This window comes from Streptomyces sp. NPDC008137 (assembly GCF_042957035.1).
Classification (GTDB): Bacteria; Actinomycetota; Actinomycetes; order Streptomycetales; family Streptomycetaceae; genus Streptomyces.
In genome coordinates this window covers 268766-293204 of record NZ_JBIBHN010000006.1, presented here as the reverse complement: position 1 = coordinate 293204, position 24439 = coordinate 268766, and the positions used below count along the sequence as shown (strand labels likewise).

Annotated in this window: 26 protein-coding genes and 3 pseudogenes; 17 read left to right on the top strand and 12 right to left on the bottom strand. The window is 69.9% G+C overall.

The window, feature by feature from the left end; genetic code table 11:
* Nucleotides 1-61: 61 nt before the first annotated feature.
* A complete protein-coding gene (locus tag ACFZBT_RS13050; RefSeq protein ID WP_391102100.1) occupies nucleotides 62-415 on the bottom strand; it encodes a hypothetical protein in 354 nt (117 codons plus the stop codon).
* A gap of 143 nt (nucleotides 416-558) precedes the next feature.
* Nucleotides 559-1332: a polysaccharide deacetylase family protein gene (locus tag ACFZBT_RS13045; RefSeq protein ID WP_391102098.1), complete on the bottom strand. Its 774-nt coding sequence runs from the start codon at nucleotides 1330-1332 to the stop codon at nucleotides 559-561.
* A gap of 290 nt (nucleotides 1333-1622) precedes the next feature.
* On the opposite strand from ACFZBT_RS13045, the gene ACFZBT_RS13040 reads away from it, so the two are divergent.
* From ACFZBT_RS13040 to ACFZBT_RS13015, 6 genes are all read left to right on the top strand, one after another.
* The gene (locus ACFZBT_RS13040; RefSeq protein ID WP_391102096.1) at nucleotides 1623-3239 is read left to right on the top strand and encodes a SpoIIE family protein phosphatase; all 1617 of its coding nucleotides are present in this window, start codon (nucleotides 1623-1625) and stop codon (nucleotides 3237-3239) included.
* Nucleotides 3236-4345: a cobalamin-dependent protein gene (locus ACFZBT_RS13035; RefSeq protein WP_391102093.1), complete on the top strand. Its 1110-nt coding sequence runs from the start codon at nucleotides 3236-3238 to the stop codon at nucleotides 4343-4345. The genes ACFZBT_RS13040 and ACFZBT_RS13035 overlap by 4 nt, the downstream gene beginning before the upstream one ends.
* Nucleotides 4346-4367: 22 nt before the next feature.
* The gene (locus tag ACFZBT_RS13030; protein ID WP_391102091.1) at nucleotides 4368-4745 is read left to right on the top strand and encodes an STAS domain-containing protein; all 378 of its coding nucleotides are present in this window, start codon (nucleotides 4368-4370) and stop codon (nucleotides 4743-4745) included.
* Between the two features lie 123 nt (nucleotides 4746-4868).
* Nucleotides 4869-5717, top strand: a complete 849-nt coding sequence (locus ACFZBT_RS13025; protein WP_391102088.1) for a SigB/SigF/SigG family RNA polymerase sigma factor — start codon at nucleotides 4869-4871, stop codon at nucleotides 5715-5717.
* A gap of 62 nt (nucleotides 5718-5779) precedes the next feature.
* A complete protein-coding gene (locus ACFZBT_RS13020; protein ID WP_391102086.1) occupies nucleotides 5780-6241 on the top strand; it encodes an ATP-binding protein in 462 nt (153 codons plus the stop codon).
* A 114-nt stretch (nucleotides 6242-6355) separates the two neighbouring features.
* Nucleotides 6356-7048 carry a hypothetical protein gene (locus tag ACFZBT_RS13015; protein ID WP_391102084.1) on the top strand — a complete coding sequence of 231 codons (693 nt, stop codon included), beginning with the start codon at nucleotides 6356-6358 and terminating at the stop codon, nucleotides 7046-7048.
* A 130-nt stretch (nucleotides 7049-7178) separates the two neighbouring features.
* Here the strand turns inward: ACFZBT_RS13015 and ACFZBT_RS13010 are convergent, their stop codons facing one another.
* The gene (locus ACFZBT_RS13010) at nucleotides 7179-7916 is read right to left on the bottom strand and encodes a cation transporter (protein WP_391102082.1); all 738 of its coding nucleotides are present in this window, start codon (nucleotides 7914-7916) and stop codon (nucleotides 7179-7181) included.
* Nucleotides 7916-8251 carry a metalloregulator ArsR/SmtB family transcription factor gene (locus ACFZBT_RS13005; protein ID WP_391102080.1) on the bottom strand — a complete coding sequence of 112 codons (336 nt, stop codon included), beginning with the start codon at nucleotides 8249-8251 and terminating at the stop codon, nucleotides 7916-7918. The genes ACFZBT_RS13010 and ACFZBT_RS13005 overlap by 1 nt, the downstream gene beginning before the upstream one ends.
* Nucleotides 8252-8295: 44 nt before the next feature.
* Between ACFZBT_RS13005 and ACFZBT_RS13000 the strand changes: the two genes are divergently transcribed.
* On the top strand, nucleotides 8296-8430 hold the full coding sequence (locus tag ACFZBT_RS13000; protein WP_391102077.1) for a hypothetical protein: 135 nt from the start codon (nucleotides 8296-8298) through the stop codon (nucleotides 8428-8430).
* Here the strand turns inward: ACFZBT_RS13000 and ACFZBT_RS12995 are convergent.
* The 3 genes from ACFZBT_RS12995 to ACFZBT_RS12985 are packed head-to-tail and all read right to left on the bottom strand — an operon-like array spanning nucleotide 8411 to nucleotide 10892.
* Entirely contained in the window at nucleotides 8411-9202 is a 792-nt protein-coding gene (locus tag ACFZBT_RS12995) for an ABC transporter permease (RefSeq protein ID WP_391102074.1), read from the bottom strand. The genes ACFZBT_RS13000 and ACFZBT_RS12995 overlap by 20 nt on opposite strands.
* Nucleotides 9199-10203, bottom strand: a complete 1005-nt coding sequence (locus ACFZBT_RS12990) for an ATP-binding cassette domain-containing protein (RefSeq protein ID WP_391102072.1) — start codon at nucleotides 10201-10203, stop codon at nucleotides 9199-9201. The genes ACFZBT_RS12995 and ACFZBT_RS12990 overlap by 4 nt, the downstream gene beginning before the upstream one ends.
* Before the next feature lie 17 nt (nucleotides 10204-10220).
* Complete coding sequence (locus ACFZBT_RS12985; protein WP_391102070.1) at nucleotides 10221-10892, bottom strand: DUF4097 family beta strand repeat-containing protein; 672 nt, start codon at nucleotides 10890-10892, stop codon at nucleotides 10221-10223.
* Between the two features lie 224 nt (nucleotides 10893-11116).
* On the opposite strand from ACFZBT_RS12985, the gene ACFZBT_RS12980 reads away from it, so the two are divergent.
* A complete protein-coding gene (locus tag ACFZBT_RS12980) occupies nucleotides 11117-11872 on the top strand; it encodes a helix-turn-helix domain-containing protein (protein ID WP_391102068.1) in 756 nt (251 codons plus the stop codon).
* Between the two features lie 104 nt (nucleotides 11873-11976).
* On the opposite strand, the pseudogene ACFZBT_RS12975 reads toward ACFZBT_RS12980, so the two are convergent.
* Nucleotides 11977-12275, bottom strand: a pseudogene (locus ACFZBT_RS12975) (cytochrome P450); the annotation flags it as partial.
* A 154-nt stretch (nucleotides 12276-12429) separates the two neighbouring features.
* Here ACFZBT_RS12975 and ACFZBT_RS12970 point away from each other — a divergent pair.
* The 8 genes and pseudogenes from ACFZBT_RS12970 to ACFZBT_RS12935 all read left to right on the top strand — a co-directional run.
* Nucleotides 12430-12687, top strand: a pseudogene (locus ACFZBT_RS12970) (amino acid permease); the annotation flags it as partial.
* Nucleotides 12688-12992: 305 nt separating this feature from the next.
* Nucleotides 12993-13082 (top strand): K(+)-transporting ATPase subunit F, encoded by a 90-nt coding sequence (kdpF, locus tag ACFZBT_RS12965; protein ID WP_009326374.1) that lies wholly within the window; start codon nucleotides 12993-12995, stop codon nucleotides 13080-13082.
* An 8-nt stretch (nucleotides 13083-13090) separates the two neighbouring features.
* Entirely contained in the window at nucleotides 13091-14755 is a 1665-nt protein-coding gene (gene kdpA / locus ACFZBT_RS12960) for a potassium-transporting ATPase subunit KdpA (RefSeq protein ID WP_391102064.1), read from the top strand.
* A complete protein-coding gene (gene kdpB / locus ACFZBT_RS12955; protein WP_391102061.1) occupies nucleotides 14752-16875 on the top strand; it encodes a potassium-transporting ATPase subunit KdpB in 2124 nt (707 codons plus the stop codon). Before kdpA ends, kdpB begins: the two co-directional genes overlap by 4 nt.
* Before the next feature lie 5 nt (nucleotides 16876-16880).
* Nucleotides 16881-17516 (top strand): potassium-transporting ATPase subunit C, encoded by a 636-nt coding sequence (locus ACFZBT_RS12950; RefSeq protein ID WP_391102058.1) that lies wholly within the window; start codon nucleotides 16881-16883, stop codon nucleotides 17514-17516.
* A gap of 89 nt (nucleotides 17517-17605) precedes the next feature.
* Complete coding sequence (locus tag ACFZBT_RS12945) at nucleotides 17606-18289, top strand: response regulator (protein WP_391102055.1); 684 nt, start codon at nucleotides 17606-17608, stop codon at nucleotides 18287-18289.
* Nucleotides 18290-18291: 2 nt separating this feature from the next.
* Nucleotides 18292-18639, top strand: a pseudogene (locus ACFZBT_RS12940) (histidine kinase); the annotation flags it as partial.
* 10 nt (nucleotides 18640-18649) lie between these two features.
* The gene (locus ACFZBT_RS12935) at nucleotides 18650-18907 is read left to right on the top strand and encodes an ATP-binding protein (RefSeq protein ID WP_391102052.1); all 258 of its coding nucleotides are present in this window, start codon (nucleotides 18650-18652) and stop codon (nucleotides 18905-18907) included.
* A gap of 403 nt (nucleotides 18908-19310) precedes the next feature.
* Here ACFZBT_RS12935 and ACFZBT_RS12930 read toward each other — a convergent pair whose 3' ends face one another.
* The 4 genes from ACFZBT_RS12930 to ACFZBT_RS12915 form a co-directional block, all read right to left on the bottom strand.
* Nucleotides 19311-19664 carry a MerR family transcriptional regulator gene (locus tag ACFZBT_RS12930; protein WP_391102049.1) on the bottom strand — a complete coding sequence of 118 codons (354 nt, stop codon included), beginning with the start codon at nucleotides 19662-19664 and terminating at the stop codon, nucleotides 19311-19313.
* Between the two features lie 596 nt (nucleotides 19665-20260).
* Entirely contained in the window at nucleotides 20261-20830 is a 570-nt protein-coding gene (locus ACFZBT_RS12925; protein ID WP_391102047.1) for a TetR family transcriptional regulator, read from the bottom strand.
* A 119-nt stretch (nucleotides 20831-20949) separates the two neighbouring features.
* Nucleotides 20950-22074, bottom strand: a complete 1125-nt coding sequence (locus tag ACFZBT_RS12920) for a 4Fe-4S binding protein (RefSeq protein WP_391102045.1) — start codon at nucleotides 22072-22074, stop codon at nucleotides 20950-20952.
* Between the two features lie 348 nt (nucleotides 22075-22422).
* Nucleotides 22423-22992, bottom strand: a complete 570-nt coding sequence (locus tag ACFZBT_RS12915; RefSeq protein WP_391102043.1) for a TetR family transcriptional regulator — start codon at nucleotides 22990-22992, stop codon at nucleotides 22423-22425.
* A 271-nt stretch (nucleotides 22993-23263) separates the two neighbouring features.
* Between ACFZBT_RS12915 and ACFZBT_RS12910 the strand changes: the two genes are divergently transcribed.
* Nucleotides 23264-24142: an alpha/beta fold hydrolase gene (locus ACFZBT_RS12910; RefSeq protein ID WP_391102041.1), complete on the top strand. Its 879-nt coding sequence runs from the start codon at nucleotides 23264-23266 to the stop codon at nucleotides 24140-24142.
* Nucleotides 24143-24439: the final 297 nt, after the last annotated feature.

Here is a 24439-nt window from a genome sequence, read left to right as displayed (position 1 = left end):
CGAGGCCGCCGACTTCCGTGCCGTGCTCACCGGGTCGGCGGTCGGGACGCCCCATATGCCGTCAGGCCCGGTTGAGCCGTGCGGCGATTCCGTGACCGATCAGCAAATACATGACGGCCGGGAGACCGTAATTGAGGATGACGCGTAGGCCTTCTGTGTCCATGGTGAAAATGTCCTGCGACCAAAAGGCCAGCAAGTCCGCCGTTCCGCGTACGAACTCGACGAACACATTCGCCTGGTTCGCGTCGAGCAGGAACAGCAGGATCCAGAGGCCGAGGAAACCCGCGGCGATGTCGGCGATCGTGCAGATCATCAGGGCCGCGCGCCGGGCGCCGGCCTGCTGGCGTACGGGGCGCTCCGGGCCTGTGGGCTGGTGGTACGTCTGATATCCGGGAGCCGGGTCGATGTTGCTCACAAGGAATCCGATCTGACGTGTTGTCCTGTCGGCACGTCCGCCCCGGACACCGAAATGCAAACCGGTTCGTCGCCCCGCTTCTGCCTATCCCTGCGTCCTGTGAGCCCTGTCGCGTTACACCCTCATCCACAACGACCCGAATATCAGCGCACCGGGAAGCCGCAGGAGTAACCCTGCTCCTTGAGCCAGGGGAGAATCCGGCGCAGGGCCTCGACGGTCTGGGAACGTTCGCCGCCCGCGTCGTGGAAGAGGATCGTCGGCCCGTTCGGCAGCTCCCGCTCGACGGTGGCGACCATGGCGTCCGTGCCCGGCCGCTCGAAGTCCTTGGAGTCGACGTTCCAGCCCAGCGGGCGCATGCCCCGGGAGGCGGCGAGCTTGCGGCTGTAGGGGGTGAAGGCACCGCCGGGCGCCCGGTAGTACATCGGCCGTACGCCCCCGGACGCCTTGGTGATCATGCGTTCGGCGTCGAGGATCTGGCGCGACTGGTAGGCCTGGGACTTCTTGTCCATGGTGGTGTCGTGCGAGACCGAGTGGTCGCACAGCCGGTGCCCGGCCGCGACCACCTTCCTCACGAGGCCGGGGTGGGCCTGTGCCTGCGTCCCCACCATGCAGAACGTGGCCTTCACCCCGTACTCCCGCAGCACGTCGAGCACTTCAGGGGTCCACACGGGGTCGGGGCCGTCGTCGATGGTGATGTTGACGCCGCGCGCTCCCTTGTCCGAGGCGTGCGCGATGTCCGCCGCCACCGGCTCGACGGCGCCGCCGGGCGCGGCCGACGCGCTCGCCTTCGGCGACGAGCCGTCCGTGGCACCGGCCTGCGCGGTCCACACCGACGCGCCGGTGGCGAGCATCGTCACCCCGAGCGCCGCCCCGAGCACCTTGCCGTACCAGCCCCGCCCGCCGCCGTGCCGCGCCATGTCCGCCCCGCTCTCCCGAAGTTCCTCACCGATGCCCGGTCACCGTGCGACCAACTGGCATGACGAGCGGCGGCGGCCACGGGATCCGTCCGTTACCGAGCACGGACAATCCCGGGGGAGACCGCGGACAACCCGCAGCTGCGTGTGTCGCTGCCGTCGGTGAAGAAAATGTGGACCTGGAAGGAGGTCGCATGGCGGGCGGTTGCAGAGATGCCCACACGTGAGGGATGTTTGCCCGATGACAACGTTTCGTCGTGTGAGGTGAGGGCCCGGGTACCGGGCCCCGGTTCATGACGTCAGCGGATCGCTCCCGCACCGGCGCCACGAGCGTGGTGACCGCGGCCGCCGCCCCGTACCCGGTGGTGGTCGTGGACGACGCTGGGCAGGTGGTGGAGCTCAACGACGCGGCGTCCGCTCTCCTGCCCGACGCCCGCACCGGGCAGCCTCTGACGTCGCCCGACTGGCTCGCCGCCGTACATCGTGCTCCCGGCGCCGCCCCGGCCACCGGCATGGTGGGCAGTCGCTTCTTCTCCGCACACCCGTCCGTGCTTCCCGGCGCGGGCACGGCGTGGTGGCTGGTGGAAGAGACCGCCTACCGGTCGGTCACGGAAGAGCTGGAGGCCGAGCGCGAGCGTGCGAGGTTCCTCACCGAAGCCTCGACGGCCCTGCTCGCGTCGCTGAACCTGGACCGGTGCATGGAGATCACCGCGCGTCTGGCCGCCGAACACCTGGCCGATGCCGCGCTGGTCATCGCGCCCGCCAGGGCCAGGAAACTGCCCGCGGTCGTCTGCGACCACGAGGGCCGCATCACGCGGACCACGGTCCCCGCCCAGGCCGAGACGGTGCCAGGACTGGCCGAGGCGCTGCGCGGCTTCCCCCCGGTGCCCTCACGCTGGATAGACCCCGCCGCGGCGGCCGACTGGCTGATTCCCGAAGGGTTCGGTGAGGTCGGTTCACTGGTGATCACACCGCTGCCGGGCCACGGAGTCGCGGCCGGCGCCTTGGTGCTGCTGCGCCGGGAGCAGGAGAGGTGCTTCAGCGAGTCGGAGGAGGCGTCCGCCGGACTCTTCGCCGCCCGGGCCGGCGCGGCGATGTCGGCCGCCTGGCTCTACGCCGAGCAGAACACCATCACCGACATCCTCATGCGGGAGCTCCTTCCCCCCTCACTGCGTCAGGTCGAGGGCGTGGAGTTCGCCGGCGGCTACCGGGCCAGCGTCGACACCGACCGCATCGGCGGGGACTTCTACGACGTCCACCCGCCGAGCGAGGACTGCCCCGAGACCCTCGCCGTCCTGGGCGACGTCGCGGGCAAGGGCCTGGAAGCCGCCGTGATCACGGGCAAGATCCGCAACACGGTGCAGGCCCTGCTGCCCATGGCCGACGACCACGCCAGGCTGCTGCGGCTGCTGAACAACGCCCTGCGGGGCAGCGGCAGCATCCGCTTCGCCACACTCGTGCTCGCCTCCACCCGCCGGGAGGAGCGCGACATCGTGCTGCGGGTGACCTCCGCCGGCCACCCCGCACCGCTGATCGTGCGCCGGGACGGCACGGTGGAGGAGGCCGACACCGGCGGCACCCTGATCGGCGCGCTGCCGACGATCACCTCCCGTACCGCCGAGGTGCGGCTCGCCCCGGGGGAGACGTGCCTGCTGTACACCGACGGCGTCACCGAGGCCAGGGGCGGGCCGCTGGGGGACGCCATGTTCGGGGAGCGGCGCCTCAAGAGGGCGCTCGCCGAGTGCGCCGGGATGCCCGCCGAGGCCGTCGTCGAGCGGATCCAGATGCTGGCCGACGCCTGGATCGGCGACGGGCGCCACGACGACATCGCCGTCCTCGCCATCACCGCACCCCGGGGCGCGCACCTCAGTGCCGTGGACGGCACGACTCCTGGCAGGTACACGGCATGACGACCACCCCCGCCCCGGACCGCGACGACGAGCCCGTACGGCACCGCGTCGGCGCCCGGCTCGCCTCCCCGCGGCGCGACGAGCGGGCCGAGGCATGGGCCGGCAAGCTCTGGACCAGTGTCCGGGCGGCGGACGAGTACACCGCCCTCGACGTCGTCGGCGACGCGTTGGAGAACGGGCTGGACGCGGAGACGGTGCTGCTGGAGGTCGTCGGCGCGGTCCAGCACAAGGTGGGCATCGAGTGGGCCGCCAACCGCATGAGCGTCGCCGAGGAACACGCCGCCACCGCCATCAACGACCGCGTCATCGCCGCCCTGTCCGCCGACCGCCCCGCCACGTTCCAGGGCCGGGTGACCGTCGCCTGCGTGGACAAGGAGTGGCACGCGCTGCCCGCTCGCCTGCTCGCCGAGACGCTGCGGCTGCGCGGCTGGCAGGTCGGCTACCTCGGCGCCCAGGTGCCCACCGCCCACCTGGTCAGCCACATCCACCGCACCGGCGCGGACGCGGTGTGCCTGTCGGCCGCCCTCTCCACGCGCCTGCCGATGGCGCACGCCGCGATCACCGCCGTCCAGGCCGTCGGCACACCGGTCATGGTCGGCGGCCTCGCCTTCGGCACCGACGGCCGCTACGCCCGTCAACTGGGCGCCGACGCCTGGGCGCCCGAAGCACGCGCGGCCGCCGACCGGCTCGCCGCCGGCCCCCTGCCCCGGCCCCGGGCACCCCACCGGGCGGGCGACGACCTGCCGCACCTGTCCGACCAGGAGTACACCCTGGTCACCCAGACCTCCCGCACCCTGGTCCGCGAGACGCTCCGGGGTTTGGAACAGCGCTTCCCCGCCCTCCGCGACTACGACGACGACCAGCGCGAACGCACCGCCGAAGACCTCGCCCACATCGTGGAGTTCCTGGCCGCGGCGCTGTACGTGGACGACGAGGAACTCTTCACCCACTTCCTCACCTGGACCGGTGAGATCCTGACCGCCCGCCGCGTCCCGGCTCACTCCTTGCTGCCGGCCCTGGACCTGCTGGAGGAGCAACTGCGCGATTTCCCCCGCGCCCGCGGCATCATCGCCGCCGGACGCGACACGCTCGCCGCCCACCGCTGACCCCAAGACGCTGGAAACGCCCGTGCCTTCCTCCCCCCAGACCGAGACCGTCCGGATTCTGCCCGCCACCGGTCCGCACGAACTGCGTGTGGCCCTCGCCGGTGATCTGGACTACGAGGTCGCAGACGACGTCCTCGACCAGGTGCTCCAGGCCCTGCGCGCGCATCACGAGGTGCGGCACCTCCGGCTGGAGTGCCGGGAACTCGGCATGGTCGACTCCATGGGGCTCACGGTCCTGTTGCAGATCCACCGCACCGCCCACGAGCACGGCATCCAGTTCCATCTCGACGACACCGGCCCGGTGTTGCGGCGTCTGCTCCACCTCACCGGCACCTACGAGCACCTGACGACCCCGGCCGCCGAACGGGCCGATGGCGCGGAAGCCGCCTCGGATACCTGAACAGCGGCCGCGCGCGGGCTTTTTTCTCGAAGCCCTGTGTGTGCTCGGCGCGGAACGGGGTAGACGCCGCTTCGTCGGCCCGGGGCCGACAACCGCAGGGGTCGGCCGACTGGGAGAACAATCATGACGACAACCGTGCACGCTGTCGCCGTCGCTGAGACCACCACGGGCCTGCCGGACATAGCGGACCCCTCGAAGGTGGCGCCCCAGGACGCACGTGAGCTGTCGAAGCTGTTCTTCGAGCAGCTCGCCGTACTGGAGGAGGGGACACCCGAGTACCAGTACGCGCGCAACACGCTGATCGAGATGAACATGTCCCTCGTCCGCTACGCGGCCGGCCGGTTCCGCAGCCGCGGCCCGGGCGAGATGGAGGACATCGTCCAGGTCGGCATGATCGGCCTGATCAAGGCCATCGACCGGTTCGAGCTGACCCGCGAGGTCGAGTTCACCTCCTTCGCGGTGCCGTACATCGTCGGAGAGATCAAGCGGTTCTTCCGCGACACCTCCTGGGCCGTGCACGTGCCCCGGCGTCTGCAGGAGGCGCGTGCCCAGCTGACCCGCGCCACCGAGGAACTCGGCAGCAGGCTGGGCCGCACGCCGACCACCAGGGAACTGGCCGAGCTGATGTGCCTGCCGGAAGAGGAGGTCACCGAGGCCCGTCTGGCGTCCAACGGCTACAACTCCTCCTCCCTGGACGCGGCCATCAGCACAAGCCACGAAGGCGAGACGGTCCTGGCCGACTTCATCGGAACCGAGGACACCGCCCTCGAACTGGTCGAGGACTTCCACGCCCTGGCCCCGATGATCGCCGAACTCGACGAACGCGACCGGCAGATCCTTCACTGGCGCTTCGTCGAGGAACTCACCCAGAAGGAGATCGGCGAACGCCTCGGCTGCTCCCAGATGCACGTCTCGCGCCTGGTCTCGCGCCTGCTGGCCCGCCTGCGCGAAGGCCTGCTCACCCAAGCTTGAGCTTCAGCGTGACCCGGTCGCACGCGCGGCGGGGGTACGATCCCGGCCAAGGAGGAGCCGCGGTGGACCGAGCGTCGGTACGGGCAGTGGGCTGGGCCCGCTCGATCCCGATGAGCAGCGGCCCCAAGGCGGCACGCGACTGGGCGCGCGAGCATCTGGAGACCCTCGAATGGTCCCGCGGTTCCTCACGGACGATGGACGATGTCCTGCTGGCCATCTCCGAGCTGGTGACCAACGCACACATACACGCCCATTCCACCGCCCGGCTCGTGATGACCTGGGACGGCCAGTGCCTGCACACCACCGTGCACGACGACGACGCCGCCCTGCCCACACCCCGCGAACCCAGCCGCGACCGCCTCGGCGGTCGCGGCATGTTCCTGGTCGAGGCCCTCGCCGACGACTGGGAGGCCCGCCGCTGCCCCTACGGAAAGTCCGTCACCGCCTGCTTCTGCCTGCCGCCCGCAGCCGAGGACACCCAGGGCGGGCCCCTGAGCACGGCCCCTCCGGAGCACACCGAGTGAGCGAACGACGGGCGGGCACCGGCTGAGGCCGGGCACGGGGAAGGCAAGGAGCGGAGCCCGGCCGCACGGATAAGCGCTACCCGCGCACACCCGGTGTCGGCGAGGATTCATGGCATGAACACCCCCACCCGGATCAGCACACTTGCTCTGCGGCATGTGATTCCGCACCCTCTCGCGATCGATCAGTGGGCAGAGGTGCGCCCCTTGATCGACGGCCGCGAGGTGCTGGCGGAGATCCATCCCGGCGGGGTGTCGAGCTGCTCCCGCAGAGAGTGGTTCGGGCCGGCTGAGGAGTGGCCGTTGGCGGCGCTGGAGGCACCGCGCCGCGTCGAGCTGTCCAACAACGACTGCTACACGGGCTGCTGCGGAGGCGTCTTCGTCACGGTCCACCGCCGGGGCGGCAGGGTGGTGTGGTCGTCGTGGCAGAACACGAACGACATCCGGGTACCCGTCCCCGCGGATGTTCACTTCGATGCCGCTCAGTACGACGCGGAACTGACGCGTGCCGTCGCGGACACCGGATGGGAAGAGCCCGTGGACACCGTCGCCCGGTTCGTGACCCAGGAACTCGTGCGCGGCGGCTGGTTCGAGCGCTGGGACTGCGTCGTGGACCAGGTGGAGCCGAGGCGCGAGGAGCCCGAAGGGGTGGAGGTCTACTTCAGGCGTCGCCGGGACACGTCGCCCCAGGGCCCCGGCTTCACCTACGACCTCCCCGTCACCCGTGACGTTCCGGCCGAGGAACAGGCCAGGCGCGTCATCGAGCGGATCACGGCCGACGACCCTCGCAAGACCGCCGAACCGCTGTGAGCACCCAGGCCTCTGACGGCGAAGCGACGCATCGCTCGCTACGCGATCAGCGTGGCGGCGATTCCGGGGACGGCGAGCGGACCGGCAAGCCTCCGGAGAGCAGCCGGAAGCCGTTCAGGCGCCCAGCCGGTCATCGGGCGTCCGCCTCCTCGGCAGGGGCGCAGCAGGCGCAACCCGGGGCGCAGCCGCAGTCGTTTTGGCTCGCTGCCTTGTCCGTCGTCGTTCCCATGGGCACTGCGCAGCAGTTGTCACCGCGCCATGCCTCACGTCCTTCCTTGACCGCGACGGCGGCGATCACCAGGGCTGCGATCGGGTCGGCCCAGCTCCAGCCGAACAGGGAGTTGGCGAGCAGACCGACGAGGAGGACCGCCGAGAGGTAGGTGCACAGCAGGGTCTGCTTGGAATCGGCGACCGCTGAGGCGGAGCCGAGTTCGCGTCCGGCGCGGCGCTGGGCGGCGGACAGGAACGGCATGATCGCCAGGGAGAGGGCGGCCAGCACGATGCCGGGCGTGGAGTGCTCGGCCTCGCCCGAGCCCATCAGGGCGCGGACGGAGTCGACGGTGACATACGCGGCCAGGGCGAAGAAGGAGAGCGCGATGACGCGCAGGGCTGTCTTCTCGCGGGCCTCGCGCACGGCGTGATCGGAGGCGGAGAACTGCCAGGCTACGGCCGCCGCTGAGGAGACCTCGATCACCGAGTCCAGGCCGAAGCCGATCAGGGCGGTGGACGAGGCCATGGTGCCGGCGGTGATGGCGACGATCGCCTCGATGACGTTGTAGGTGATCGTGGCGGCGACCAGCAGGCGTATGCGACGGGCCAGTTGGGTGCGCCTGCTCGCCGTGGGGCTCAGGGATATCGAGGTCGCCATCAGCGGCATCCCTTCTCGTCGGCCGCTGCGCACGTCCGGTCGGCCTCGACGGCGAGGACCGCGCCGCGCAGGTCGTCCAGGGCGTGGCCGAGGCGGGCGTCGGCCAGTTCGTAGCGCATGCGCCGGCCTTCCGGGACGGCGACGACGATGCCGCAGTCGCGCAGGCAGGCGAGGTGGTTCGACAACCGGGTGCGGGAGATCTCCAGCCGGTCGGCCAGGTCGGCCGGGTGCGCTGGTGCCTCGCGGAGGGCGAGCAGGATGCGGCAGCGGATCGGGTCGGCGAGCGCACGGCCGAAACGTGCGAGGGCGTCGATGTCGGAGGCGATGCTCAGCATGAGCCCTAACGGTACACAGAATCCTGGATTCAGGAGTTCTTGAATTGTCGGCGCTCCTGAACACGAACAGGGCGGCCTACGCCGACGCGGTGTCGGAGTACGCCGCCCTGGAGCGGTACGAGTTGCGGGATGCGGCCCGCGCCGTCATGGCGGTCGCCGCTACTTCGGGTCGCGGTTGAACTGTGCCGTGGACCAGCGGTGGCCGAGCGCGCTCAGGCCGACGCACCAGGCGACGGCGATCCAGCCGTTGTTGCCGATCTCGGTGCCGAGGAGCAGGCCGCGCAGGGTTTCGATGGCGGGGGTGAAGGGCTGGTACTCGGCGATGGGCTGGAACCAGCCGGGCATGGTGTCGGCGGGGATGAAGGCGCTGGAGATGAGCGGGAGCAGGATCAGCGGCATGGCCATGTTGCTGGCCGCTTCGGGGTTCGGGCTGGCCATGCCCATGCCGACGGCGATCCAGGTGAGGGCGAGGGAGAACAGGGCGAGCAGGCCCACCGCCGCGATCCATTCCAGGAGTGTGGCGTCGGTGGAGCGGAAACCCATCGCGACGGCGACGGCACTGACGAGGACCAGGCTGGCCATGACCTGCAGGACGCTGCCGACGACGTGCCCGATGAGCAGGGAGCCCCGGTGGATCGCCATCGTCCGGAAGCGGGCGATGAGGCCTTCGGTCATGTCCATGGAGACGGCGATGGCGGCGCCGATCACGGTGCTGCCGATGGTCATCATCAGCAGGCCCGGGACGATGTAGGCGATGTAGTCGGAGCGGTCGGCGCCGCTGCCGCCGATGCCCGCGCTCATGACGTCGCCGAAGATGTAGACGAAGAGCAGGAGCAGCATGATCGGTGTGAGCAGCAGGTTCAGCGTCATCGAGGGATAGCGGCGGGCGTGGAGCAGGTTGCGGCGCAGCATCGTGGACGAGTCGCGCACGGCGAGGGTGAGTGAGCTCATCGGGCGTTCTCCTTGGGCTGGCCGGGGATGTGGGTGGGGGCGGTGGTGGTGCTGGTCAGGGCGAAGAACACATCGTCGAGGTCGGGGGTGTGCACGGTCAGCTCGTCGGCCTCGACACCGGCCGTGTCGAGCCAGTCGAGGATCGAGCGCAACTCGCGCTGGCTGCCGTCGCTCGGAATCTGCAGTGCCAGTGCCTCGTCGATGGGGGTCCCCCCGCTCGAGCGCAGCCGAGAGTGGGGGAGGGTGACCTCGCGCAGGGCGGAGGCGGCCGACCGGTAGGCATCCGGGTCGGTGAAGCGCAGCCGCACATGCCCGCCGGGGATGAGCCGTTTGAGTTCCTCGGCGCTGCCCTCGGCGGCGATCGTGCCGTTGTTGAGCACCGCGATGCGGTCGGCGAGTTCGTCGGCCTCTTCCAGGTACTGGGTGGTGAGGAAGACGGTCGCCCCGTCGGAGACCAGCTGGCGGATGATGCCCCACATGTTGTGGCGGGAGCGGGGGTCGAGGCCGGTGGTGGGTTCGTCGAGGAAGATGATGCGCGGGTTCCCGACGAGGGTCATGGCGAGGTCGAGGCGGCGTTTCATGCCGCCGGAGTAGGTGGAGGCGGGCTTCTTCGCGGCGTCGGTGAGGTCGAAGCGTTCCAGCAGTTCGGCGGCCACCCGCCGCCCCTCCCCTCTGGGCAGGTGGTGCAGGTCGGCCATGAGGAGCATGTTCTCCTCGCCGGTGATCAGGCCGTCGACTGCGGAGAACTGCCCGGTGACGCCGATCGCGGCCCGTACCGCCTGCGGGGCGGTGGCCAGGTCGTGGCCACCGACGTGCAGCTCGCCGGCGTCGGCGGTGATGAGGGTGGAGAGGATCTTGACGGCGGTGGTCTTGCCGGCGCCGTTCGGACCGAGCAGGGAGAAGATCGTGCCTTCGGGGACGGCGAGGTCGACGCCGTCGAGCACGACCTTGTCGCCGTAGGACTTGCGCAGCCCGTACGCCGCGATGGCCAGGTTGGTCATGATGGTCGGCTCCTTCTTCACAGGCTGCGGGCGGTGATGTCGCCGTGGCCGGTGGTCGCGTGGATGGTCAGGGCGGCGGCGCCGCCGTCGGCGTTGTGGAGCGCGTTGTGGATCCGGCCGTAACCGGTTCCGGCGTCCAAGGAGGCGGAGACCCCGCGGGCGGCGCAGACCGTCACGTCGCCCATCTCGGTGCGCAGCACGACCGGGCCGGAGGTGGCCTCGGTGATGTTGATGTCGCCCTGCTGGGTGCTGATCTCCGCGGGCCCGGTGAGGCGGCCGACCGTGATGTCACCGGCCGAGGCGGTCAGGCGCACCAGCGCGGCCTCGTCGAGCTTGACCGGGCCGTACGCGCCCTCGACGACGACGTTTCCGAGCCGCCCGACGCCCCGGACGCCGGCGGCGGCGGCCTTCGCCTCGATGTGGGAGCCGGCGGGCAGTTGCACCGTCACCTCGACGGATCCGGACGGGCCGAAGTACTGCTTCTTCGCCGCCGGGGCGTCGATCCGCAGGACGCCGTCGGCGTAGACGACCGTGGCCTGCTCGGCCGCCTGCACGTCGCGGCTCTTGGCGGCGTCGGCGGGGAGGACCTCGACGGTGGTGTCGGCCCGGTCCGCGGCAATGAACCGGACGAGCCCCGCGGGGATGTCGATGACGGCGGAGACGGGGGCGGGGGTGTCGAACTTCTGCATCGTGCTCTCCTTCGCTGCGTCGTTTCTGACAACGGAAAAGCTACGTTGCGTTCGAAGATTGAGCAACTAAGTCATTGCATCTATTTTGCATTGATGCAGTTCAGGGTGCAGTTTTCGTTGCTATGGGATGAGGTCTAACGCAACACTAAGAGAGCTGATGTTGCATTGGGGTGCGGGTGAACGCTACGCTGGCGGCGTCAGGTGCAGCGTGAAGGGAGATCGGGGTGCCGGGAGGCAGGCTCACTCAGCAGGAACGTCAGCAGATCGCCTCAGGACTGGCCGACGGGCTTGCCTACGCGGAGATCGCCAGACGTCTCGACCGACCCACTTCGACGATCACGCGCGAGGTGATGCGCAACGGCGGCCCCACCGCCTACCGTGCCGACTTGGCTCACCGCGCGACCGAACGCCGTGCCCACCGGCGCAAGCGCATCCAGCCCCGAGGGCAGGGGGCGCCGGTGCGGGGCCACGGGCGCGACGACGAGGCGGTGCGCGAGTACGAGGAGGAGTTCACCACCCTCTTCATGCGGCAGGGCGTTCCGAAGATGACAGCCCGGGTGCTGACCTGCCTCTTCATCACCGACGCGGGCAGCCTCACCGCGGCCGAACTCGTCCGGCGTCTGGAGGTCAGCCCGGCGTCCGTGTCCAAGGCGGTCGCGTTCCTCGAAGACCAGGGCCTCATCCGCCGGGAGCGCGACGAACGACGCCGCGAGCACTACTTCGTCGACGACGACGTCTGGTACCAGTCGACGATCGCCAGCGCCCGCGGCGTCGCCCAGGTCGCCGAGACCGCACGGCAGGGCGTCAGTGTTCTCGGCCCCGGCACCCGGGCCGCCGCCCGCCTCGAAAACATCGCCCGCTTCAGCGACTTCATCAGCGAGAGCATCCTCCGCGCGGCGGAGCAGGCCCGCGAAGTCCTCTACACGAAACCCGAGGAGAACCCGGGCGACACTGCCGTCTCGGGTTCGGATCGCGGATAGAGGCTGGCCTGACGATCGCGGCCTGAGCCGTCCAGATCGCCGGCGCCGCACCGGTGGGGAGCGACCGTACGCGAGCGCTCCCCGACACCGACACCGGTTCGCGGTCACGCGTCCCAGGTGACAGGGAGGCTCTTCACGCCGTAGATGTCCGCGGTCTCCGGGCGCAGGCCGACTTCTTCGGCCGGTACGGCCAGGCGCAGCGTGGGGAAGCGCTTGAGCAGCGCGGAGAACGCGATGCGCATTTCGATACGGGCCAACTGCTGGCCCAGGCACAGGTGGATGCCGTGGCCGAAGGCCAGGTGCCCGCCGTCCTGCCGCCGGAGATCGAGCGCGTGGGGGGGGCGGTGTAGCGCTCGGGATCGCGGTTGGCGGTGTGGTACGACAGGACGACCGTCGTGCCGGCCCCGGCAGCGCCAGGCCGATGAGCGAGAACACCACGCTCTCCAATGGGGCGTCGGTGAGCAGATCGCCGCGCCCGCCCAGCACCACCCCGGCGACCACGACGGCGGATGAGGGTCACGACCCCACGGCGGCGCCGATGACCGTCCCGCCGCCCGTCCTGGGCGGAATGGGATCCCGGGGTGCCGCTGGTCGGGCTGGCCTGCGAGCGCCGCAGCCTGGGCCGCTCCATCGTCGCGTACGTCCGTGAGGTGGCGGCGGAACCGGCCACCCGGATCACCGTCCTGATCCCGGAGACCGAACCCGAGCGGCTGTGGCAGCGGCTGCTGCAGAACCAGCGCGGTGCCGTCGTCGCCCATGCCCTACGGAGGGAGACGGACGCGGTGATCTGCCGGCTGCGCTTCCGCCTGCTGTGACGGTGACGCTCCGCCTGCTGTGACGGTGACGCTCCGCCTGCTGTGACGGTGACGCTCCGCACGGCCACGGGCCGCCACCCCCCGGTCAGGACCGGGGGGCGTCAAGGTCCCGTCAAAGCCGTGGGTGCCGCCGTATGAGAGCCGTCAACGGGCGACCGGATCCGGCCACGGACGCGCTTTCCTCGAATCGTCCGTACTTCCCGAACCTCACTCCAGGAGTTCGCGATGGCCGATCTGGCCTTCGTCGTCGTCACGATCGCGGGTTTCGCGCTGGTGGCTCTCGTCGCCAAGGGGGTGACGAAGCTGTGACTGCCGAGAACGTCGTCGGCCTGGTCGTGGCCGTCGCCCTGCTGGGCTATCTCGTCCTCGCCCTGATCTTCCCGGAGAGGTTCTGAGACACGTCATGGGTCCCGTACTCGCCGGCGTGCTCCAGCTGCTGGCCCTCATAGCGGCGCTGGCGCTGGCCTACGTCCCCCTCGGCAACTACATGGCCAGGGTCTACTCCTCCGACAGGCACTGGCGGGTCGAGAAGTGGATCTACAAGGGCATCGGTGCCAACCCCGACACCGAGATGCGCTGGCCCGCCTATCTGCGGGGCGTCCTCGCCTTCTCCGTCGCCGGTGTGCTGTTCCTCTACCTGTCGCAGCGGCTCCAAGGTGTGCTGCCCGGCTCGCTCGGCTTCTCCGCGATCGACCCGGACCAGGCGTTCAACACGGCCGTGTCCTTCGTGACCAACACCAACTGGCAGTCGTACTACGGCGAACAGGCCATGGGCCATGTCGTGCAGACCGCCGGTCTGGCCGTGCAGAACTTCGTCTCCGCCGCCGTCGGCATCGCGGTCGCGGTCGCCCTCGTGCGCGGCTTCGCGCGCTCCCGCACCGGTGAGCTGGGCAACTTCTGGTCGGACCTGGTGCGCGGTGTCGTACGGATCCTGGTGCCGCTGGCGGCGGTCGCGGCGGTCGTGCTGGTGGCCTGCGGCGTGATCCAGAACTTCTCCGGCATCCACGAGGTCGGTCAGTTCATGGGCGGGCAGCAGCAGTGGAACGGCGGCGCGGTCGCCTCGCAGGAGGCCATCAAGGAGATCGGCACCAACGGTGGCGGCTACCTCAACGCCAACTCCGCCCACCCCTTCGAGAACCCCACCCCCTTCTCGAACCTCTTCGAGATCTTCCTGATCCTGGTCATCCCGTTCGCGCTGACCCGCACCTTCGGCGTCATGGTCGGTTCGGTGAAGCAGGGGTACGCCATCCTCGCCACGATGGGCACCATCTGGCTGGGCTTCGTCGCCCTGATGATGTGGACCGAGTTCGCCCACCACGGCCCGGCGCTCCAGGCCGCGGGCGGGGCGTACGAGGGCAAGGAGGTCCGCTTCGGCGTCGGCGCCTCCTCGATCTTCGCGGTGTCGACCACGCTCACCTCGACCGGCGCGGTGGACTCCTTCCACTCCTCCTTCACCGGACTCGGCGGCGGCATCACCATGCTCGGCATGATGCTGGGCGAGATCGCGCCCGGCGGTGTCGGCTCCGGCCTGTACGGCATGCTGATCATGGCGGTCATCGCGGTGTTCATCGCCGGCCTGATGGTCGGCCGGACACCCGAGTACCTGGGCAAGAAGATCGGCACCCGCGAGATCAAGCTGGCCGCCTGCTACATCCTCGTCACCCCGGCCCTCGTCCTGGTGTTCACGGCGGCGGCGATGGCCCTGCCGACACCCGCGAACTCGATGACCAACACCGGCGCGCACGGCTTCTCCGAGATCCTGTACGCCTACACGTCCGCCTCCAACAACAACGGCTCGGCGTTCGCCGGACTGAACGCGGACACGCAGTGGTTCAACAGCACGCTCGGCATCGCGATGCTGCTCGGCCGGTTCGTGCCGATGGTGTTCGTGCTGGCCCTGGCCGGTTCGCTCGCCGAGCAGAAGCCGGTGCCGGTCACGGCGGGCACGTTGCGCACCGAGAAGCCGCTCTTCACCGGTCTGCTGGTGGGCGCGATCCTGATCATCACCGGTCTGACGTACTTCCCGGCGCTCGCGCTGGGTCCGCTGGCCGAGGGGCTGGCGTCATGACCACCGACGTAGAGAAGCAGGACCCCATGTCCACTCCCACTCTCGCGCCCCACCAGGACGCGCCCCCCGGGCACAAGGCCCCCGAGGGCCGTGTCGGGGCAGGCCTCTTCGACCCGAAACAACTGGTCAAGTCGCTGCCCGACGCCTTCCGCAAGCTCGACCCGCGAGTGATGGTCAAGTCGCCCGTGATGTTCGTGGTCCTCGTCGGCTCGGTGCTGACCACGCTCTTCTCGCTGAAGGACCCGGGCGACTGGTTCGGCTGGACGATCAGCGCCTGGCTGTGGCTGACCGTGGTCTTCGCCAACCTGGCGGAGGCGGTCGCCGAGGGCCGGGGCAAGGCCCAGGCCGACACCCTCCGGAAGGCGAAGACCGACACGCTGGCCCGCCGGCTCGTGGGCGAGCGCGAGGAGCAGGTGCCCGGCACGGAGCTGAAGATCGGTGACCTGGTGGTCTGCGAGGCCAACGACATCATCCCGGGTGACGGCGATGTGGTCGAAGGCGTCGCGTCGGTCGACGAGTCGGCCATCACCGGCGAGTCCGCTCCGGTCATCCGCGAGTCCGGCGGCGACCGTTCGGCGGTCACCGGCGGTACGAAGGTGCTGTCCGACCGGATCGTCATCAGGATCACGACGAAGCCGGGCGAGACCTTCATCGACCGGATGATCAACCTGGTCGAGGGCGCGGCACGGCAGAAGACGCCCAACGAGATCGCGCTGAACATCCTGCTCGCCTCGCTGACGATCGTGTTCCTGCTGGCCTGCGCCACGCTGCCGCCGTTCGCCGACTACGCGGGCACCCACCTGGCGATGGTCGTGCTGGTGGCGTTGCTGGTGTGCCTCATCCCGACCACCATCGGCGCGCTCCTGTCCGCGATCGGCATCGCGGGCATGGACCGGCTGGTCCAGCGCAACGTGCTGGCGATGTCCGGCCGCGCGGTCGAGGCCGCCGGTGACGTCTCCACACTGCTGCTCGACAAGACCGGCACCATCACCCTCGGCAACCGCCAGGCCGCCGAGTTCGTGCCGGCCGGCGGTGTCACCGAGGCCGAACTCGCCGACGCGGCCCAGCTGTCGTCGCTGGCCGACGAGACGCCCGAGGGGCGTTCCATCGTCGTCCTCGCGAAGGAGAAGTACGGCCTGCGCGAGCGCCACCAGGGCGAACTCGTGGACGCCGAGTGGATCGAGTTCACCGCCCAGACCCGTATGTCGGGCGTGGACGTCGACGGCCGCAAGGTCCGCAAGGGCGCGGCCGGTTCCGTCATCGCCTGGGTCCAGGAGCGCGGCGGCGAGGTCGCCGCGGACGCCGACGGGATCGCCAACCAGATCTCCGAGGCCGGCGGGACGCCGCTGCTGGTCGCCGTGGAGGACTCCGGCGGTGCCCGGGTCCTGGGCGTCATCCACCTCAAGGACGTCGTCAAGGACGGCATGCGGGAGCGGTTCGAGGAGCTGCGTCGCATGGGCATCAAAACGGTCATGATCACGGGCGACAACCCGCTGACGGCGAAGGCGATCGCCGAGGAGGCCGGCGTCGACGACTTCCTCGCCGAGGCCACCCCCGAGGACAAGATGGCCCTCATCAAGCGCGAGCAGGCGGGCGGCAAGCTGGTCGCGATGACCGGCGACGGCACCAACGACGCCCCGGCCCTCGCGCAGGCGGACGTCGGCGTGGCGATGAACACGGGCACGTCGGCCGCCAAGGAGGCCGGCAACATGGTCGACCTCGACTCCAACCCGACCAAGCTCATCGAGATCGTCGAGATCGGCAAGCAACTCCTCATCACCCGGGGCGCGTTGACGACGTTCTCCATCGCCAACGACGTCGCGAAGTACTTCGCGATCATCCCCGCGCTGTTCGCGGCGGTCTACCCGGGCCTCGACAAGCTCAACATCATGGGCCTGTCCTCACCGGACTCCGCGATCCTGTCGGCCGTGATCTTCAACGCGCTGATCATCATCGCGCTGGTGCCGCTGTCGCTGAAGGGCGTGCAGTACCGGCCCGTCAGCGCGGACAAGCTGCTGCGCCGCAACCTCACGATCTACGGCATCGGCGGGCTGATCGCGCCGTTCATCGGGATCAAGCTCATCGACCTGCTCATCTCTCTCGTCCCCGGGATCGGGTGAAGGCCATGAACAACTCGGTAACCAATACCGCCCGGTTGCTCGGGGCGGGCCTGCGCGCCCTCCTCGTGCTGACCCTGGTCACCGGCGTGATCTACCCGCTGGTCGTCACGGGCATCGCCCAGGGCCTGTTCGGCGACAAGGCGAACGGCTCCGAGATCAAGGACGACACGGGCAAGGTCGTCGGCTCGTCCCTGATCGGCCAACAGGGATACAGCCAGGACTACTTCCAGCCGCGCCCGGCCAACGGCCTGGGGGAGAACTCGGTCAACACCCAGTACAAGCTGATCCTGTCCGGCGCCACCAACCGTTCCGCCGACAACCCCGAGCTGATCAAGTGGGTGAAGGAGGCCAAGGCCAAGGTCGTCAAGGAGAACTCCACCGCGGACTACAAGGTCGATCCGGCCCAGGTCCCCGCCGACGCCGTCACCTCCTCCGCCTCCGGACTCGACCCGGACATCTCCCCGCAGTACGCGGACCTCCAGGTCCACCGGGTCGCCGAGAAGAACGGCCTGTCCGTCGCGCAGGTGCGGAAGCTGGTCGACGAGCACACCGAGGGCCGCACCCTCGGCTTCATGGGCGAGCCCCGGGTGAACGTCCTGGAGCTCAACGTCGCGCTCAAGGGCCTCCTGGCCAAGAGCTGATGGCGTTACCCACTCCACAGGGGAGCCGGCGGTCCGGGAAGCTGCCCGTTCCGCCGGCTCCCGCTCGTACGACAGGAAGGGCATCACCCATGACACGGGTGCTGGTGGTGGAGGACGATCCGCAGCTCGTACGGGCCCTCGTCATCAATCTCCAGGCACGCCGGTACGGGATCGACGCGGCCCCGGACGGTGCCACCGCGCTCCGGCTCGCCGCCGCGCGGCAGCCCGACGTGGTCCTGCTCGACCTGGGGCTGCCCGACATGGACGGCGTCGACGTCATCAAGGCCCTGCGCGGCTGGTCCCGGGTTCCCATCCTCGTGCTCTCCGCCCGCCAGGCGTCCGAGGAGAAGGTCGCCGCCCTCGACGTCGGCGCCGACGACTACATCACCAAGCCGTTCAGCATGAACGAACTCCTCGCCAGACTGCGGGCCGCCGTCCGCCGCACCGAGGAGGTCGCGCCCGGACCGGGGACCACACTCGTCGAGACGGCCGGGTTCACCATCGACCTGCTGGCCAAGAAGGTGACCAAGGCCGGCCAGGACGTACGCCTCACGCCCACCGAGTGGCACCTGCTGGAGATCCTGGTCACCAGCCCCGGGCGACTGGTCACGCAGAAGCAGCTGCTCCAGGAGGTCTGGGGCGTCTCCCAGAGCAGCAAGACCAACTACCTGCGGGTCTACATGGCCCAGCTGCGGCGCAAACTGGAAGCGGATCCCGCCCACCCCCGCCATCTCATCACCGAGCCCGGCATGGGCTACCGCTTCGAAGGATGACCATGGCACGCGGCAAGCTCCGGATCTACCTCGGCGCGGCCGCCGGCGTCGGCAAGACCTACGCCATGCTCTCCGAGGCGCACCGCCGCGTGGAGCGGGGCACCGACTGCGTGGTCGCCTGCGTCGAGCACCACCACCGGCCGCGCACCGAGGTGATGCTGCACGGCCTGGAGCAGGTCGAGCGCAGGGAGCTGGAGTACCCGGGCACCGTCTTCACGGAGATGGACGTGGACGCGGTCCTCACCCGCCGCCCCGAGGTGGCGCTGGTGGACGAACTCGCCCACACCAACGTCCCCGGCTCCCGCAACGACAAGCGCTGGCAGGACGTGGAGGAGCTGCTCGCCGCCGGGTGTACGGGTCGTGGACCGCGGCCCCGGCGTCCCCGACGAGGCCAAGGACGGCATCTTCGAACCCTTCCAGCGCTACGGCGACGCCCCGCGCGGCGCCGGTGTCGGGCTGGGTCTGGCGGTCGCCCGCGGCTTCGCCGAGGCCATCGGCGGCACCCTGCACGCCGAGGACACCCCGGGCGGCGGCCTCACGATGGTGCTGAGCCTGCCCAGGGCGGCTGACCTTCGGCCGCCGTCGGAACCGGATGCCCCGGTGACGGCTGCTTCTTAGGCTCATGGGCCGGTCCTCGGCTCATCACTGGTGCTGCCCGGCGGGTCGAGGGCACGCTTTCCGGGCCGATGGACGAGCCGGAGAAGCTCGGTGCGGCCCTGGCCGCCGAGCCGTACTCATCCGAGACCGAGAACGGGAAGAGCGGGGCCGGCGTGCGCTTCTCCAGCCCACTGGCGGGACCGGGACGCCGGCGCGGTCAACTTCGACAAGTACGCCTTGCGTTGGATGAGGGAGCGGGGACCGGCCCCGACCACGCCCGACCGCTACGCCGGCCTGCTGCGCCTCCACACCCTGCTGACTTGGGTGGATACGTTACTCACGGCGCACGACCTGCTTTCCGTGCGGGGCTCATGGTCGATCGGGCCTACTACGCGTTCGAGCCGACCGGCACGATTCCACGTGATCAGCTGGCACCGGGAACGGGAGCGTCGAGCGCTTCATGCCCGGCCCGGCGGCGGTACTCGGCGTTGATGCGCTGGGCTTCCTCGAGCTGGTCCTCGAGGATGACGATGCGGCAAGCGGCGTCGATCGGAGTGCCCCTGTCGACGAGCTCGCGGGCGCGCGCCGCGATCCGGAGTTGGTAGCGGGAGTACCGGCGGTGTCCGCCCTCCGAGCGCAGGGGCGTGATCAGCCGGGCCTCACCGATGGCCCGGAGGAAGGCCGGGGTGGTGCCGAGCATCTCGGCGGCCCGCCCCATCGTGTACGCGGGGTAGTCGTCGTCGCCCAGACGATCATTGAGGGGGATGTCTGCTGTCATGTCACCTCGTTGTGCAACGCGTCGAGGGGCCCTGGTGCCGTACGGCACCAGGGCCCCGAAGGAAATTCAACACCATCTGTCGGCCCTCATGCTGTGCCGACCTTCTGTTTCCGCTACCAGCCCTGCAGAAGGGGGGTGCGGGGATCGCGGTGCGTGACCGGAGACCACCTTCCAATCCGGGGTCCTGCGGTACCCGGGGCGATTGCTTCGCGGACCGGGCGATCCTGATGGCGTCTGCTCCTCCGTCCTTTCTCCGAACTTGGTGAACTGGTTCTTGCGGTACTGCTCGGTAACGCTGAACTGCAACCCGCCAGTTCGTGTCTGCCGGGCTTCGCTTGACCGGTGTCAACGAGAAAAAGACTAACCGCTCCAGAACTCAATGTCTACTCTGACAAGAACAGATTTACGTCTCGTGAGGCAACAGATAGCGTCCGGGCTGCAGCAACGGATGGCCCGAGAGACAGCCGTTGCGCGGGCGTGGAACCGACGCGGTGGACGGCGAGTTCGGCCAGGGAGGGAATCGCCCGTTGTCGCTGCGAGCCGTGCCCTGTCGCTGATGCTGATGCCGAGAAGACCGCAAGCCGAACGGGGAGGCGTCAGCGCAAGCCTGCCGCGTCGAGCAAGGTGGTCACGGTGGGGGCGACGAGCCCGGTCAGGTTGTCGGCCTGAATTCCCGCGCGGGCGCTCGCGCCGTCGAAGACCAGGCTGAGCTGACGGGCCAGAAGATCGGGATCGCCCGCCCCGCCCTGCTCGGCCTCGGCGCGGAAGAAGGCCGTCAGATTCGCCTTGACCTGGTGAGCCACGCGGCTCGCCGGGTGACTCTGGTCCTTGAGCTCGACCTGCACCGCCAGATACCGGCAGCCCCGGAACTCGGGCGCCCCTGCCTGCGATTCCACCTGCTCGAAAACGTGCAGGATCCGCTCGCGGGGCGACCGGTCGTCGTCCGCCGCCGGCAGGAGAGTTGCCACGTGGGCGGAGGCGCGCTCCTTCAGGCTCACTGCCAGGAGCTCGTCCTTGCTCTCGAACAGCTGATACATGGAGCGCTTCGACACCCCCGCCGCCTTGCACAGCGCCTCGACTCCGATACTGACGCCCTCCCGGTAGGTGAGCGTGGCCGCCGCCTCCAGCAGGCGCTCCCTGGGGCTCGGTTTCACTCCGGTGCTCATGACGTGAGGTTAACCCGGAGCGGACGAGGTGGAAACCAATCGGTTTCCGGGTGCTTCCGGTGGGCGCTCGGTGACGGCCTGGGGGAGCCCCTTGCGGTCGTAGAGGGGGCGACTGCCACTCACGACGTGCGTGTCTCCCGGTCGGTGGACGCGGAACGCCTCGTCGGGGGCTGCCAGCCGCCGGTGACTTCCTTGGCGGGCTTGTGGGGGAACCGGCGCTGGGCGTACTCCTGCGCGTGGGAGCCCGGCAGGACGTACAGGGTTTCCTTCTTGTCCTGGAGCGGCCGCAGCACGGTGTCCATGAACGACTTGCGGTCGTCCAGGTACGGGCCCAGGACGTCCTCGCCGGCGGGGCAGACGGCGAGGCAGTAGCCGGACTTGTAGCCGGGGGGCGAGCTCAGGCTCTGCCACATGGAGGCGCTCTCGGAGTCGGTGACCCGGGAGCGGTAGTCGGCGGCGTCCTCGCTGTCGGCCACGGTCTGCGCCCAGTCGGTGAACCCGCTCATGAACTCGCGGTAGTTGTGGGTGGTGCAGGCCAGCGCGTCGAAGGCGCCGTCCTTGGCGATGGCGCCGACCGGGCAGGCGGCGACGCACAACTTGCAGTCGATGCACGGGTTGTAGTCCAGTGCCTGCCCGTACTCGCTCACCTCGGCGTCCACCAGGACGGTGACCAGCAGGATGAAGCTGCCGAACCTCGGATGGATGACGTTGCGGTGCAGACCCATCACGCCGAGCCCGGCGGCCACCGCGACCGTCTTGTGCGCCACCACCCAGATCCGCTCGCTGGGAAAGTGGTCCATCTCCTGGGGGAACCCGACGGAGGGATTGAGGGCGCGGTAGCCGGCGTCCTGGAGTGACCGGGTGACGCTGCGGGCGGCTTGGTTGGCCTGTTCGTCGGCCTGGTGGAACTCCTGGTTGGCCACGCTGCGGGCGGGGGAGCGGCAGTTGTCGCGGTTCATCCGGACCGCCATCGCGATCAGGGTCCGGGTGCCGGGCAGCGCCGACTGCGCGTACTCGCGCTCACCGGCCAGGTCGGGGTGGTCCAGGCTGACCGCGGCCGCGTCGTCCGCACCGGCCGCCAGGCACAGCTCGCGCAGCCAGGCCGCGTCGATCACCGCGGGCGGGCGACCCGAGGCGCCGGTCCCGCGCCGGGCGAGTACGGCCTGTACCGACGGGTGGGCCGCCAGCTTCGCCGGAAGCGGGGGATGGGTGGGTCCCCCCTGGGTGTCGCGCGCGGCAGTCATCCGTGCTCCTGGGGGTGCGGGTGCGAGGCTCGCCACCACGGGCGAGAAACCGATCAGTTTCACCACCGTAAACCGATCGGTTTTCGCGCGCAAGTCCCAGCGGTGAGCCTCTCCTTCGGGCTGTCGATCAGATTCCTCGCGGGCGTCGGCGATCGATCGTCGGCCGATCGCGGCCCGGTCCGCGAGTCGGGCCGGGCTGCTGACCCTCGGCCTGCGACGGGCGTGGGGCTCCATGGGGGGCGAACGGTCGCTGGGGGGGGCGTGTGACTCGCCGGGCGCATCGCCCGCCGCGGCTTCTCGTCAAGCGCGTCGTCCGGCCGCAGCCGCTCGTCCCGCGATGCCGATGCGTCAGCGCATGTCCGCCGCATCGAGGAGGGCGGTCACGGTGGGGGTGATGAGCCCGGCCTGCGTGTCGGCTTTGATTCCCGCACGGGCGCTGGCGCCGTCGAAGACCAGGATCAGCTGGCGGGCCAGCAGATCCGGGTCGCTCGCCCCGCCCTGTTCGGCCTCGGCGCGGAAGAAGGCTGTCAGGTTCTCCTTGACCCGATGGGCCACCCGGCTCGCGGGGTGGCTCGGGTCCTTGAGCTCGATCTGCACGACGAGGTACCGGCAGCCCTGGAAGTCGGGTGCACCCGCCTGCGCCTCCGCCTGTTCGAAGACGTGCAGGATCCGCTCGCGGGGCGGGCGGTCGTCGTCCGCCGCGGGAAGGAGCGCCGTCACATAGGCGGAGGCGCGTTCCTCCAGGCTTGCCGCCAGCAGTTCGCCCTTGCTCTCGAACAGCTTGTACATGGAGCGCTTGGACACCCCTGCCGCTTTGCACAGGGCGTCGACGCCGATGTTGACGCCGTCTCGGTAGGTGAGTGTCGCCGCTGCCTCCAGCAGTCGCTCTCGGGAGCTCGGCGTTGCTTCGGTGGTCATATCCCGAGGTTAACTCGATTCCGACCCGTTGGAAACCGATCGGTTTACGGGTGGGTGCCGCGAGGGGGCGGTAGGGGCCGGGTGGCGCTTCGATGACCGGTGTCGGCGTGGCGCTCGCGGCCCTGGGGGACGTGCCGGCGGCGGTGCGCATCCTGCCGGGCTTGCGCGCTGAAACCGATCGGTTTACCTTGGTGGAAACCGATCGGTTCCTCATTCTCCGGAGAGAGTCATGGCCGTTTGGTAACCCCCTCACCCGCAAGGAGCCGGCGAGATGTCCAGCCAGGAGTCACGTCCCACGATCCACATTCCGGGGACCACCACTCATACGCTCGCCCCGCGCGCGGGATCCGACGGCCGCGAGGGAACGCTGCGCTACCTCAAGGCGGGGACCGGTGCCCCCCTGGTCCTGCTGCACACCGTGCGCACCCAGGCCGAGCACTTCCGCCACCTCATCCCGCTGATCGCGGGCCGGTACACGGTGTACGCCCTCGACCTGCCGGGGATGGGCTACTCCGAGATCGTGCCCGGAGCGTCCTACGACGAGCCCGCGATGCGTGCGGGCGTCGAGCGGCTGCTGACCGAACTCGACCTCCATGACGTGACGTTGGCCGGGGAGTCCATGGGGGCGGTGCTCGCCCTGACCGCCGCGGCCGATCTCCCGGAGCGGGTGCGGCGCGTTGTCGCGGTGAACACCTACGACTTCCGCGGCGGCATCGCCAGGTCGAGCCTTCTCGCCCGTGTGGTGGTCGGCGGCGTCCTCGCGCCCGGCGTGGGCCCCGTGATCGCCGGGGTCGAGCCCAGGCCCGCCCTGCGCAAGATCCTTCAGAGCGGCCTCGGCGACAAGAGCGCGCTGCGGGAGGACTACGTGGACGAGCTCCTCCAGGTGGGCGCGCGCCCCGGCTACCCGACCGTCGCCCGGGCCGTGTACCAGGCCCTGCCCAGCCTCATCGCGGCCCGCTCGCGCTACCCCGAGATCAAGGCGCCCATCCACCTCGTCTACGGCGAAAAGGACTGGTCCCGCGCCTCGGACCGGGAGGCCGACAAGCAACTGCTTCCGGCCGCCGACTTCACACAGGTCCCCGAGGCAGGCCACTTCATCGCCCTTGAGCGCCCCGACGTGCTGGCCGACCTGCTGAACTCGGTGGCCTGACCGCCAGTACCCCTGAAGTGACCGCGCCGCCTCGAGTTACGGCATGGGGGGCACGCCGCCCCTGGATTGGACTGGATGCTCAACGAACCCCGGGCCGGCCTGGGGTTTCACCATGGAGCGGGTGACGAGAGTCGAACTCGCGCTCTCAGCTTGGGAAGCGATGCCGCTCGGGCGGGAGCTATGGCTCTGACCTGGGCAGTTGTCACCTCTTTGGGTGGGTCGCCCCCTTGCTCGGCACCGCCGTTGACCGTAGTTTGCCCCGACGGCCGGAGCGCCGGGTTCGGCCGGCCCTGCTGC